This window comes from Frigoribacterium sp. MCBA15_019, from assembly GCF_001864945.1.
GTDB lineage: Bacteria > Actinomycetota > Actinomycetes > Actinomycetales > Microbacteriaceae > Frigoribacterium.
In genome coordinates, this window is record NZ_MJGS01000004.1 from 49389 (window position 1) to 62063 (window position 12675).

At 70.0% G+C, this 12675-nt stretch carries 15 protein-coding genes; 12 read left to right on the top strand and 3 right to left on the bottom strand.

Annotation, left to right across the window (positions count from 1 at the left end):
• Position 1 precedes the first annotated feature (1 nt).
• Together BIV04_RS07585 and BIV04_RS07590 are read left to right on the top strand one after the other, a co-directional pair.
• Entirely contained in the window at positions 2-1531 is a 1530-nt protein-coding gene (locus BIV04_RS07585; RefSeq protein WP_071255586.1) for a dihydrolipoamide acetyltransferase family protein, read from the top strand.
• A gap of 147 nt (positions 1532-1678) precedes the next feature.
• The gene (locus BIV04_RS07590; protein WP_071255621.1) at positions 1679-2410 is read left to right on the top strand and encodes a GntR family transcriptional regulator; all 732 of its coding nucleotides are present in this window, start codon (positions 1679-1681) and stop codon (positions 2408-2410) included.
• Positions 2411-2522: 112 nt separating this feature from the next.
• Here the strand turns inward: BIV04_RS07590 and BIV04_RS07595 are convergent, their stop codons facing one another.
• Both BIV04_RS07595 and BIV04_RS07600 read right to left on the bottom strand, forming a co-directional pair.
• Positions 2523-2981 (bottom strand): PTS glucose transporter subunit IIA, encoded by a 459-nt coding sequence (locus tag BIV04_RS07595; protein WP_071255587.1) that lies wholly within the window; start codon positions 2979-2981, stop codon positions 2523-2525.
• Positions 2978-3211 (bottom strand): glucose PTS transporter subunit EIIB, encoded by a 234-nt coding sequence (locus BIV04_RS07600; protein WP_054145886.1) that lies wholly within the window; start codon positions 3209-3211, stop codon positions 2978-2980. The genes BIV04_RS07595 and BIV04_RS07600 overlap by 4 nt, the downstream gene beginning before the upstream one ends.
• A gap of 216 nt (positions 3212-3427) precedes the next feature.
• On the opposite strand from BIV04_RS07600, the gene BIV04_RS07605 reads away from it, so the two are divergent.
• The 10 genes from BIV04_RS07605 to BIV04_RS07650 all read left to right on the top strand — a co-directional run bounded on the left by BIV04_RS07605 (position 3428) and on the right by BIV04_RS07650 (position 11493).
• Positions 3428-4690: a PTS transporter subunit EIIC gene (locus tag BIV04_RS07605; protein ID WP_071255588.1), complete on the top strand. Its 1263-nt coding sequence runs from the start codon at positions 3428-3430 to the stop codon at positions 4688-4690.
• 153 nt (positions 4691-4843) lie between these two features.
• Positions 4844-5836 (top strand): metal ABC transporter solute-binding protein, Zn/Mn family, encoded by a 993-nt coding sequence (locus tag BIV04_RS07610; protein WP_143048612.1) that lies wholly within the window; start codon positions 4844-4846, stop codon positions 5834-5836.
• Positions 5833-6714: a metal ABC transporter ATP-binding protein gene (locus tag BIV04_RS07615; RefSeq protein ID WP_369825299.1), complete on the top strand. Its 882-nt coding sequence runs from the start codon at positions 5833-5835 to the stop codon at positions 6712-6714. The genes BIV04_RS07610 and BIV04_RS07615 overlap by 4 nt, the downstream gene beginning before the upstream one ends.
• Positions 6711-7601, top strand: coding sequence for a metal ABC transporter permease (locus tag BIV04_RS07620; protein ID WP_071255591.1), 891 nt, complete (start codon positions 6711-6713; stop codon positions 7599-7601). Before BIV04_RS07615 ends, BIV04_RS07620 begins: the two co-directional genes overlap by 4 nt.
• 24 nt (positions 7602-7625) lie before the next feature.
• A complete protein-coding gene (locus tag BIV04_RS07625) occupies positions 7626-8039 on the top strand; it encodes a Fur family transcriptional regulator (protein WP_071255624.1) in 414 nt (137 codons plus the stop codon).
• A gap of 222 nt (positions 8040-8261) precedes the next feature.
• On the top strand, positions 8262-8498 hold the full coding sequence (gene rpmB, locus BIV04_RS07630; protein ID WP_043595945.1) for a 50S ribosomal protein L28: 237 nt from the start codon (positions 8262-8264) through the stop codon (positions 8496-8498).
• The gene (gene rpmG / locus BIV04_RS07635) at positions 8498-8665 is read left to right on the top strand and encodes a 50S ribosomal protein L33 (protein WP_043595944.1); all 168 of its coding nucleotides are present in this window, start codon (positions 8498-8500) and stop codon (positions 8663-8665) included. Before rpmB ends, rpmG begins: the two co-directional genes overlap by 1 nt.
• Before the next feature lie 2 nt (positions 8666-8667).
• On the top strand, positions 8668-8973 hold the full coding sequence (gene rpsN, locus BIV04_RS07640) for a 30S ribosomal protein S14 (RefSeq protein ID WP_043595941.1): 306 nt from the start codon (positions 8668-8670) through the stop codon (positions 8971-8973).
• Positions 8974-9078: 105 nt separating this feature from the next.
• Positions 9079-9366: an HU family DNA-binding protein gene (locus tag BIV04_RS07645; protein WP_043595940.1), complete on the top strand. Its 288-nt coding sequence runs from the start codon at positions 9079-9081 to the stop codon at positions 9364-9366.
• Between the two features lie 141 nt (positions 9367-9507).
• Positions 9508-11493: a cytochrome c oxidase assembly protein gene (locus BIV04_RS07650; protein WP_071255592.1), complete on the top strand. Its 1986-nt coding sequence runs from the start codon at positions 9508-9510 to the stop codon at positions 11491-11493.
• A 24-nt stretch (positions 11494-11517) separates the two neighbouring features.
• On the opposite strand, the gene BIV04_RS07655 is transcribed toward BIV04_RS07650, so the two are convergent.
• Positions 11518-12552: an LLM class flavin-dependent oxidoreductase gene (locus BIV04_RS07655; RefSeq protein ID WP_071255593.1), complete on the bottom strand. Its 1035-nt coding sequence runs from the start codon at positions 12550-12552 to the stop codon at positions 11518-11520.
• Positions 12553-12675: the final 123 nt, after the last annotated feature.

Here is a 12675-nt window from a genome sequence, read left to right on the forward strand (position 1 = left end):
CATGACCAGCGAATTCACCCTGCCCGACGTCGGCGAGGGCCTGACCGAGGCCGAGATCGTCGAGTGGAAGGTCGCCCCCGGCGACAGCGTCGAGATCAACCAGGTGCTCGTCGAGATCGAGACCGCGAAGTCGCTCGTCGAGTTGCCGTCGCCCTACGCCGGCGTGGTCGAGAGCATCCTCGTCGAACCGGGCACCACGGTCGACGTCGGCACCCCGATCATCCGGGTCGGCGACTCGGCGGCCCCCGCGACCCCGTCGGGTCGTGCTGCCGAGTCCGAGTCGCTCGAATCGGGCGGACTCGCGCGCACGGCGCAGGTCGTGTCGCAGAACGAAGAGGCGCTCTCGGCGCAGCGTGCCCGTCAGGCCGAACCCGCGGCAGTCACCGCCTCGGTGCCGGCGCAGGGCTCGACCCCCGTCGCCCCGGTCCGCTCGGCCGACGCGGTCAGTGCCGACGGCGACACCGGTTCGGTGGCGCACGCACCCGAGGCCGCGCCAGAGGCCCCCGCCGACTCCGGCTCGGGTGCCGTGCTCGTGGGCTACGGCGCCGCGGGCGGTCACGGCGCGACCCGCCGCCGTCGTCCGTCGCAGACCGAGGTCGACGCCCGGCAGCTGCGCGTCGCCGAGCAGGCCCGGCGACGCCCCACCACGTCGGTGCCCGCCGCCCAGGCCCTGCCGATCATCGCCAAGCCGCCGATCCGCAAGCTGGCCAAAGACCTCGAGGTCGACCTCGCCGTCGTCCAGCCGACCGGCCTCGCCGGCGAGGTCACGCGCGACGACGTCATCCGTCACGCCCAGCAGGCCAGCGTGTTCCGCAACATCGAGACGCCCGAGTGGGGCGAGGAGCGCGTCGAGCGCATCCCGGTCAAGGGCGTCCGCAAGGCCATCGCGGCGGCCATGACGTCGTCCGCGTTCACCGCCCCGCACGTCAGCCTGTTCGTCGACGTCGACGCCACCCGCACGATGGAGTTCGTCAAGCGGCTGAAGGCGTCGCCGCAGTTCGCCGGCGTCAAGGTCTCGCCGCTGCTGATCATGGCCAAGGCGATCATCTGGGCCGTGCGTCGCAACCCGATGGTCAACTCGGCCTGGACCGACCGCGAGATCCTCGTACGGCACTTCGTCAACCTCGGCATCGCCGCGGCCACCCCGCGTGGCCTGATCGTGCCGAACGTCAAAGAAGCCCAGTCGATGAGCCTGCTCGAGCTGGCCCAGGCCCTCGAGCAGCTGACGCTGACGGCGCGCGACGGCAAGACGACGCCGGCCGACATGAGGGACGGCACCATCACGATCACCAACATCGGCGTCTTCGGCATGGACACCGGCACGCCGATCCTCAACCCGGGCGAAGTCGCGATCGTGGCCCTCGGCACGATCAAACCCAAGGCCTGGGTGGTCGACGGCGAGGTGCGCTCCCGCATGGTGACGACGATCGGGGCGAGCTTCGACCACCGCGTGGTCGACGGCGACGTCGCCAGCCGGTTCGTGGCCGACGTGGCGAGCGTCCTCGAAGAGCCCGCGCTCCTGCTCGACTGAGCCGCGCCTCCTCGTCCGTTCCTGTGAACCGCACCCCCAGCCGGGTCCTCGCCTGGCTGGGGACGGGCGCCGTGGACTAACGTCGAGTGCAGGACGACCGGTCATGACCAGATGGGACCACCCTCGGGCGTGACCGACGAGGGGCCCATGACCGACCACATCACCGACGGAGCCGTGCCGAAGCACGAGCAATTGCGCTCCATCGTGCAGCGGCTCGCGGCCGGTTCGCAGCCCGGCTCGGCGATCGCGAGCGAGCGCCAGCTCATGCTCGAGTACGGCGTCAGCCGCATCACCGTGCGCGAGGCCGTGGGGCAACTCGTGAACGAGGGCTGGTTGACCCGCGTGCGGGGCAAGGGCACCTTCGTGGCGCACCGTGTCGTGCAGTCGACGCTGCACCTCGCCTCGTTCACCGACGAGATGACCAAGCTCGGTCACGTGCCGAGCACGGTCGTGCTGGTGAAGGCCGAGACGACTCCCCCGCCCGAGACGGCCGCCGCGCTCGGACTCGAGGCCAGCGCCTCGGCGTTCCGCGTCAAGCGCCTGCGCCTGGCCGACGGCGTGCCGGTCAGCATCGACGACGGCTGGTACCCCGCCGAGCGCCTGCCCGGACTGCTCGACCACGACCTGAGCCGGTCGCTGTACCGCACGCTCGACGGCGACTACGCGACCCCCATCACGCGCGCGACCCAGACGGTCAGCGCCGAGGGGGCCGACGCCGACGTCGCGACCCTGCTCGGCACGCGAGAAGGCGCCCCGGTGATGTACTTCGACCGGATCTCGTTCGCGGGCGACGTCCCACTCGAACACGCCAAGAGCTGGTACCGCTCGGACCGCTACCGCCTGAAGATGCAGGTCGAGTCGGGCACCACCCCGGTGTGACACCCGGCCACGGCCGCACGGCACCGCGTCTCGTGCACCGCACCGCATCTAGACCGGGTGTGGTGCACGACACGCGGCGCCCTGTCGGGCCGCGAGCACCGTGGTGCTGGCCTCAGAGGTCGAAGAGGGGCTCGCCCGATGCGACGGTCGCGCCGACGGCCTGCTGCGAGACGCTGTCGGGGGCGCTGTCGAGCACGACGACCGGGATGACGGCCGAGTAGCCCGCCTCGGCCACGACGGCCGGGTCGAAGCGGACGACGAGGTCGCCCGCCGCGACGGTCGCGCCCTCGGCGACGACGAGCTCGAAGCCCGTGCCGCCGAGCTTGACGGTGTCGATGCCGACGTGCACGAGCAGGCCCCTGCCCGACTCGCCCACGACGACGAACGCGTGCGGGTGCAGCTTGACGATCTCGCCCGCGACGGGCGAGACGACGGCGACCAGGCCACCGGCAGGAGGCGCGCTCGGCTCGACCGCGACGCCCGCGCCCACGAGCTGCCCCGCGAACACGGCGTCGGGCACCTCGGCGAGCCCCGTCACCCGGCCGGCGACGGGCGAGACGACCGTGGTCACGGCAGCAGGTCGTTGATGTCTTCGGCGAGCGAGTCGGCGATGGTGCCGACGATCACCTGGACGCTGCCACCCGCGTGGACGACGGCGGTGGCACCGGCCGCCTTCAGGGCGGCGTCGTCGACGAGCGAGATGTCCCGCACGTCGGTGCGGAGGCGCGTGATGCAGCCCTCGATCTCCTCGATGTTGTCGGCGCCGCCGAGTCCGTCGATCATGGCCTGTGCTTTCGACATGAGCTGTTCTCCTCCGTGGGTCGGTCGCTCGCGGTGACGAGGGTGTCGTCCTAGTTGACACCACCCGTCGGTCTGAGGAAACTACCACTCACTGGTCATGACCGGACAGGACCGGGCTGGCTCCACGCTCGACGTGACCCGCGCCTCCCGAACCGCCTCCACCTGCACGACACCCACCCCCGCACCACGGCTGCTCACCGACGAGAGGACCACCTGATGACGACGACGACGACCGAGTCGGCCCCGACCAAGAAGAGGGGCTCGGCCGCGTTCGCGGTGCTGCAGCGCCTCGGGCGCAGCCTCATGCTGCCGATCGCCGTGCTGCCCGCCGCGGGCATCCTGCTGCGACTCGGGCAGGACGACCTGCTCGGGGCGATCCCGGGCTTCGAGACCGGCGCCTCGGTGATCGGGGCGGCCGGACAGGCGGTCTTCACCTGGCTGCCGCTGATCTTCGCGGTCGGCATCGCGATCGGCTGGGCGAAGAAGTCGGACGGCTCGACGGCCCTCGCCGCGGTCGTCGGCTACATGGTCATCGACGGCGTCTTCAAGGCCATGTCCCCGGTCGTGCTCGCCGGTCGCGAGACCCCCACGGGCGACCCCGAGGTCATCAACTACGGCGTACTGGCCGGCATCGTGATGGGCATCCTGTCGGCGATCATCTGGCAGCGGTTCCACCGGACGAAGCTGCCCGACTTCCTCGGGTTCTTCTCGGGCCGCCGCATGGTGCCGATCCTCACGGCCGTCACCGGCCTGGTCGTCGGCGTGGTCATGTCGTTCATCTACCCGCTCTTCAACAACGCCCTCACCGGCATCGGCCAGGCCGTGGCGTCGAACGACGTGGTCGGCAGCGGCGTCTACGGCGTCGCCAACCGCCTGCTGATCCCCACGGGCCTGCACCACATCCCTAACTCGGTCGTCTGGTTCCTGGTCGGCGACTACACCAACGCGAGCGGCGAGGTCGTGCGCGGCGACCTGAACCGCTTCTTCGCCGGCGACCCGAGCGCCGGGGTGTTCATGACCGGGTTCTTCCCGATCTTCATGTTCGCCCTGCCCGCTGCGGCCCTGGCCATCTGGCGCCACGCCCGCCCCGAGAAGAAGAAGCTGATCGGCGGCATCATGCTGTCGACCGCGCTGACCGCGTTCATCACGGGCATCACCGAGCCGCTCGAGTTCTCGTTCATGTTCGTCGCCTGGCCGCTGTATGTGATCCACGCGGTGCTGACCGGCACGTCGATGATGCTGGTCAACGCGCTCGACATCCACACCGGGTTCACCTTCTCGGCGGGGTTGATCGACTACGTGCTGAACTTCAACATCTCGCAGAACTCGATCTGGCTGATCCCGATCGGGCTCGGCTACGCGGTCGTCTACTACGTCCTGTTCAGCTTCGTGATCAAGAAGTGGAACCTCAAGACACCCGGTCGCGAGGACGACGACGCGGCCGGCGCCGAGTCCGTCGAGGCCGCCACGAAGGCCTAGACCCGGCGAGACCCCAGGAAGTGACCGAGACCCCCGTGCGCGCACGGGGGTCTCGGCGCATTCCTGGGGTCTCGGCGAGGCGAGGAGGCGCGCTCGACCGGGCCGCGCCTCCTCGTTTTGACAATCATTATCAGTAGCAATAGCGTGACCGACATGAAGAAGCGTTCGCTGCCGACCCTGCTCGTCCTGCCCGCCGCCGCGGCCCTCGTGCTGAGCGGTTGCGCCACGGGCGCCTCCGGCTCGAGCGAGGCCGCCGACGGAGGCGCGATCTCGGTGGTGACGTCGACCAACGTCTACGGCGACATCGCCCGGACGGTCGGCGGCGACCTGGTCGACGTCACGAGCATCATCAGCGACCCCTCGCAGGACCCGCACTCGTACGAGGCCGACGCCCGCACGCAGCTGGCCGTCTCGAAGGCCGACGTGGTCGTCGAGAACGGCGGCGGCTACGACTCGTTCGTCGACACGATGGTCGACGCGAGCGGCACCGACGCCACCGTGATCAACGCGGTCGACGTCTCGGGGCTCGACCCCGAGGCCGGGCACGCCGACGAGGCCACCGACGCCGCGAGCGACGACGCCACCCCCGAGGCCGACGACCACGCCGACCACGACCACGCGGCGTTCAACGAGCACGTCTTCTACAGCCTGCCGAGCATGGCGAAGCTCGCCACGGCCCTGGCCGACGAATTCGGCCGGGTCGACACGGCGAACGCCGACACCTTCACCGCCAACGCCGAGGCCTTCGGCACGAAGATCGCCGACCTGGAGGCGCAGGCCGCGTCGATCAAGACGGCCCACGACGGCGACCCCGTCGCCTACAGCGAGCCCGTGCCCGGCTACCTCTTCGACGCCATGGGCCTGGTCAACGTGACGCCCGCCGAGTTCTCGGAGGCCATCGAGGAGGGCGACGACGTCTCGCCCGCCGTGCTCAACGAGACCCTGAAGCTCTTCACCGACGGGAAGGTCGACCTGCTCGCCTACAACGAGCAGACCTCGAGCCCCGAGACCGAGCAGGTCGAGAAGGCCGCGACCGACGCGGGCGTCGCCATCGTGCCGGTCACCGAGCTGCTGCCCGAGGGGGAAGACTACGTGGCATGGCAACAGAGCAACATCGACGCGATCTCGGAGGCGCTCGGCAAGTGACCGACCCGTCCGGCGCGACCTCCGTCGCCGCCGCCACCCGCGCCTCCTCGGCCGGTGGCGGCGGCGACGCCGTGCTGCGCCTCCGCGACGCCGGGGTCTCGTTCGGCGCCCGCACGCTCTGGTCGGGGCTCGACCTCGACGTGCAGCCGGGCGAGTTCATCGCGGTGCTCGGGCCGAACGGCGCGGGCAAGACGACGATGCTGCGCACGATCCTCGGCCAGCAGCAGCTGACCGAGGGCAGCATCGAGTTCCTCGGCCGACCGGTCGGTCGCGGCCACCGCCGCATCGGCTACGTGCCGCAGCAACGACTGATGGAGTCCGGCACCCCGCTGCGCGCCCGCGACATGATCGCGCTCGGCGTCACGGGTCACCGCTGGGGGCTGCGCCGCGAATCGGCCGCCGAACGTGCGCGCATCGACGCCCTCGTCGACGACGTCGGCGCCACGTCGTTCGCGACCTCGCCGGTCGCCAGCCTCAGCGGCGGCGAGCAACAGCGCACGCGCGTCGGTCAGGCCCTGGCCGCCGAACCGGCCCTGCTGCTCTGCGACGAACCCCTCATCTCGCTCGACCTGCGTCACCAGCGCGAGGTCACCCGGCTGATCGACGAGCAGCGGCGGGCCCGCAACGCCGCGGTCGTGTTCGTCACGCACGACGTCAACCCCATCCTCGACGTCGTCGACCGGGTGCTCTACCTCGCCGGCGGCCGGTTCCGCATCGGCACGCCCGACGAGGTGCTGCGCGCCGACGTGCTGAGCGACCTCTACGGCACCCCGGTCGACGTGATCCGCACCATGGGCCGCGTCGTGATCGTCGGAAGCCACGACGGCCACGACCACCACGTCGACGAACACCGCGACGACGAAGGGCTCGTCCGATGACCGACCTGTGGTCGCAGCTGTTCAGCTTCCAGGACTTCGGCGAGCTGCTCGTGCTGGTCCGGAACAGCGTCGTCGCGGGCGCGGTGCTCGGCCTGGTGGGCGGCCTGATCGGCCCGTTCGTCATCACGCGCAACATGCCCTTCGCGGTGCACGGCATCAGCGAGCTCTCGTTCGCAGGCGCCGCCGCCGCCCTGCTGCTCGGCGTCAACGTCGTCAGCGGCTCGCTCGTCGGCAGCCTGCTCGCGGCCCTGCTGATCGGGCTGCTGGGCACCCGGGCGCGCGAGCGCAACTCGATCATCGCGGTGCTCATGCCGTTCGGCCTGGGCCTCGGCATCCTCTTCCTGGCGCTCTACCGGGGGCGGTCGGCCAACAAGTTCGGGCTGCTGACCGGCCAGATCGTGTCGGTCGACAACCCGCAGCTGGGCTGGCTCGTCGCCATCTCGGCCGTCGTGATCGTCACGCTGATCGTGATCTGGCGTCCGCTGACCTTCGCCAGCGTCGACCCCGACGTCGCCGCGGCGGCCGGCGTGCCCGTGCGCACGCTCGGCATCGTGTTCATGCTCGTGCTCGGCCTGTCGGTCGCGGTGTCGGTGCAGATCATCGGGGCACTGCTCGTCCTCTCGCTGCTCGTGACGCCCGCCGCCGCCGCGCTGAGGCTGACCGTGAATCCCCGACTCGTGCCCGTGCTCAGCGTGACGTTCGCCGTCGTCTCGGTCGTCGGCGGCATCCTGCTCGCCCTCGGCGGCGGCCTGCCGATCAGCCCCTACGTCACCACGATCTCGTTCACGATCTGGCTCGTCTGCCGTCTGATCAGCTGGCGCCGCACGACCGCCGCCGGGAAGCCGCGCAGGGGCCCGCGGGTACCCTTGGCCTCGACCGGGGTCTGACACACAGAGAGGCAGGACGACGTGGTGGTCCGACGCAACACGTGGCAACGCGAGGCCGTGCGAGAAGCACTCGGCACGAGCGAGGGGTTCGTCAGCGCCCAGGCGCTGCACGCCCACCTGCGCGAGACCGGCATCGGCCTGGCCACGGTCTACCGGGCCCTCGCCGACCTCGCCGCCGACGGCTCGGCCGACTCGCTGCAGCAAGAAGGCGAGAGCCTCTACCGCGCCTGCACCCCGGGCACGCACCACCACCACCTCATCTGCCGCAACTGCGGCACCACCGTCGAGATCGAGGCCGACGAGGTCGAGACCTGGGCCCAGCACGTCGCCGCGACGCACGGGTTCACCGAGGCGCAGCACGTGGTCGACGTGTTCGGCCTGTGCCCGGCGTGCACGGCCGAGGCTCGCGTGGCCGCCGACGCCTCCGCGATCCGCTGAGCCGCGCCTCCTCGTCCCCGATCCGTCACGCCGAGGAGGCGCGGGTTGCGTGGGTCCGGGCGTGTCGCGTAAGCTCTCCCTTTGGTTGGGCGCTCTCTGCGCCCATGTGCACCGCCTCCCGGCACCATCGCCCGATCCTTCGATCGGGCAAGGGGGACCGGCGCGCCGACAAGTGACCTTGGGTGAGGGCTCCGGCCCTCACGGTATCTACGGAGGAAAACCATGGCAGCAACCTGCCAGGTGACCGGAGCCGTTCCCGGCTTCGGACACAACATCTCGCACTCGCACCGACGCACCAAGCGTCGTTTCGACCCGAACATCCAGAAGAAGACGTACTACGTGCCGTCGCTTCGTCGTAACGTGACGCTGCAGCTCAGCGCCAAGGGCATCAAGGTCATCGACGCTCGTGGCATCGAGTCGGTCGTCAAGGACCTGCTCGCTCGTGGGGAGAAGATCTAATGGCTCGTCAACAGGACGTCCGTCCCATCATCAAGCTCCGCTCGACGGCGGGCACCGGTTTCACGTACGTGACCAAGAAGAACCGTCGCAACAACCCCGACCGTCTCGTGCTGAAGAAGTACGACCCGGTGATTCGCAAGCACGTCGAATTCCGCGAGGAGCGCTAAAAATGGCCAAGAAGAGCATGATCGCCAAGAACAACCAGCGCGCCGAGATCGTGGCCCGCTACGCCGAGAAGCGTCTCGAGCTGAAGAAGGCCCTGATCGACCCGAACGGTTCCGACGAGAGCCGCGAGGCCGCTCGCCTCGGTCTGCAGAAGCTGCCGCGCAACGCGTCGCCGGTCCGCCTCCGCAACCGCGACTCGGTCGACGGCCGCCCCCGCGGTCACCTCAAGGCCTACGGCATCAGCCGCGTGCGTTTCCGCGACATGGCCCACCGTGGCGAGTTGCCGGGCATCACGAAGTCTTCCTGGTAGGTTTCAACCGGTTCCACAGGGCCCTCGGCTCTCTGGTCTCGATCGCACAGGCATGGTGAACGCCGTGTCTCGTCACACCGAATGAAGTCCGAGGAGGACATTTACATGGCTGACAAGTCACTGAACCGTACCGAGCTCGTCGCAGCTGTCGCATCCGAGTCCGGCCAGAGCCAGGCCGCCGTCAGCGGCGTCGTCGACGCGTTCTTCTCCGTCGTCTCGAAGTCGGTCGCCGACGGCACGAAGGTCACCATCCCCGGGTGGATCGCCTTCGAGAAGACGCACCGCGCCGCTCGCACCGGCCGCAACCCCCAGACGGGTGAGGCCCTCGAGATCGCCGCCAGCGACAGCGTCAAGGTCAGCGCCGGCAGCAAGCTCAAGGCTGCCGTCAAGTAGTCCTCGCTCTCACGAGCACCCGAGAAGGGGCGTGACGACCATCGGTCGTCCCGCCCCTTCTCTCGTTCCGATCACTCGACGTCGAGCGACGCCCCACACCCCCGCCTGTTCACCAGGCGATCCGACTTACCCTGGTAGACGATGCCCAGACTCGCTCGCACCACGGCGCCCGCACTGCTCGTGCTGGTGGCGTTCGTGTCCCTCCTCGCCGCACTGAAGTTCGGCGGGGCGGCCGACGCGCCCCTCGTCGTCGACCCCGGCGAGGTCGTGCGCTACGGCCTGCCCATGGCCAAGATGCTGGGCAACATCGGCGCGGCCCTCACCATCGGCACGCTCTTCCTGACCTGCTTCGCGCTCACCCGACGCGAGGCCGAGTACGACCGCGCCATGGACGTCGCCGCGGCCGCCGCCGGCTTCTGGGCCGTCGCCTCGGCGATCACCACCTTCTTCACCTTCCTCAGCGTCGCCAACGTCCCGGTCACCTTGGACGACCAGTTCGGGCGGACGCTCGCGTTCTTCCTGACGAACACCGAGCTCGGCACCGCCTGGCTCATCACGACGCTCGTCGCGGCGACCGTCACGGTGCTCTGCTTCATCGTCCGCAACATCTGGTTGATCGTCGCCGTCACGGTGCTCGCCGCCGGCGGGCTCATCCCCATCGCCGAGCAGGGCCACGCGGCCGGTACGAGCGGGCACGACGCCGCCGTCACCGACCTCGCCCTGCACCTGGTCGGGGCCTCGGTCTGGCTGGGCGGCCTGCTCGCCATCGTGCTGCTGCGCGGCCACCTCTCGAGCGGCCGGCTCGCGATCGTGCTCGCGCGCTACTCGAGCGTGGCCATCGTCTGCTTCGTGGTCGTCGCGGTGTCGGGCATCGGCAGCGCCGCGATCCGCATCGGCGACTGGTCGGCCCTGACGTCGGGCTACGGCGTGCTCGTGCTGGTCAAGACGTTCGCCCTCGTCGCGCTGGGCCTTTTCGGCGTCGTGCAGCGCCGCTGGCTCGTCGGCCGCCTCGCCACCCACCCCAAGGCGACGGCGAAGCTCTTCTGGTGGTTCGTCACCGCCGAGCTGGCGTTCATGGGGCTCGCCTCGGGCGTCGCGGCCGCCCTCGCCCGGACGGCCACCCCGGTGGAGCAGGTCGCGGCGGCCGACCTGGCCGATCCGACCCCCGCGGTCATCCTCACCGAAGAGGCCCTGCCGCCCGAGCTGACGCCCCTGCGCTACCTCACCGAGTGGAACGTCGACCTGCTCTGGGGCCTGCTCTGCGCCTTCGGCGTCTTCTTCTACCTGGCCGGCGTCGTGCGCCTGCACCGCCGCGGCGACCGCTGGCCGGTCGGCCGGACCGTCTCGTGGGTGGCGGGTCTCGTCGTGCTGTTCTACATCACCTGCGGTGCCCCGAACGTCTACGAGGAGTACCTCTTCAGCACGCACATGCTCGCGCACATGGCGCTGGGCATGCTCGTGCCCGTGCTGCTCGTGCCCGGCGCCCCGGTCACGCTCGCGCTGCGCACCATCAAGAAGCGCAGCGACGGCACGCGGGGCGGTCGTGAGTGGATCATGATCCTGGTGCACTCGCGGTTCGCGACGTTCGTCAGCAACCCGATCATCTCGGCGGTGCTGTTCGCGGGCTCGCTGTGGGCGTTCTACTACACGCCGTTGTTCAGCTGGGCGACGACCACGCACATCGGCCACTACTGGATGATCGTGCACTTCCTGATCACCGGTTACCTCTTCGTGCAGTCCATGATCGGCATCGACCCGGTCAAGGGTCGACTCCCCTACCCCGCCCGACTCGTCGTGCTGCTCGGGACCATGGCGTTCCACGCCTTCTTCGGCCTGGGCATCATGAGCGCCACGGGGCTCTTCCTCGCCGACTGGTACGGCGCCATGGGTCGCACCTGGGGGCCCACCCCGATGCAGGACCAGTACGTCGCCGGCGGCATCGCCTGGAGCGTCGGCGAGATCCCGACGATCGTCATGGCCATCGCGGTGGCGATCATGTGGAGCCGCAGCGACGGTCGTGAAGCCGTCCGCAAGGACCGCCAGGCCGAGCGCGACGACGACGCCGAACTCAGGGCGTACAACGAGCAGCTCGAGGCGCTGTCACACCAGCGCGAGCGCACCCGCTGACGCCCCGAGGAGGCGCGGGTCGGGTCAGGCGAGCATCTCGCGCACCAGCGGCACGACCTTCGTGCCGTACAGCTCGATGCTGCGCATCATGAGCTCGTGCGGCAGGCGGCCCATGCTGTACCGCATGTCGAAGCGTGTCGCACCGAGCAGGCGCATGTTCTGCGCGATCTTCGTGGCGACGGTCTCGGGCGAGCCCACGTAGAGCGCACCGGTCGAGCTGGCGCTGGCCTCGTACTGCGCACGGCTGTAGGGCGGCCAGCCGCGTTCGCGACCGAGCTGGTTCGTCTGCTCCTCCTGGTACGGGAACAGCGCCTCCTTGGCTTCGGCGTCGGTCTCGGCCACGAAACCGGGCGAGTGCATCGCGATCGGCTGCGAGTCGTGGCCGAACTCGCCGAGGGCGCGTCGGTAGAGGTCGGCGTAGGGCGCGAACTGGGCGGGCTGGCCGCCGATGATCGCGAGGAAGAGCGGGAAGCCGTAGTGCGCGGCGCGGATGACCGACTGCGGCGATCCGCCGACGCCGACCCAGGTGCGGATCGAGCCGCCCTCGGTCTTCGGGTACACCTCTTGAGAGTCGAGACCGGCCCGGACGGTGCCCGACCAGGTCGTCGGGCCCTCCTTGAGCAGTTCGGCGAAGAGCTGGATCTTCTCCTCGAAGAGCACCTCGTAGTCCTGCAGGTCGAGGCCGAAGAGCGGGAACGACTCGGTGAACGAGCCACGGCCGAGGATGACCTCGGCGCGGCCGTTCGAGATCGCGTCGACCGTGGCGAAGCGCTGGAACACGCGCACGGGGTCGTCCGAGCTGAGGACGGTGACGGCCGAGCCCAGGCGGATCGTCTTCGTGCGGGCGGCGATCGCGGCGAGCACGACCTCGGGGGCCGAGACGGCGAAGTCCTTGCGGTGGTGCTCGCCGACGCCGATGAAGTCGAGGCCCACCTGATCGGCGAGCACGGCCTGCTCCACCAGGTTGCGGATGGCCTGGGCGTGCGTGACCGGGCTGCCGTCGAGGCGGTCGGTGATGTCGCCGAAGCTGTCGAGGCCGAACTCGAGGGGGTGTGCCATGCGGGTGCTCTCCAAATTCATACGTTTGCATCATTCTAACCGATGGAGGGCGATCGCGGGAGGGGGCCGGGCCGGTGGCCGGCCGGATCGACGCACAGTAGCGTCGAACCACCGATGTGGCGT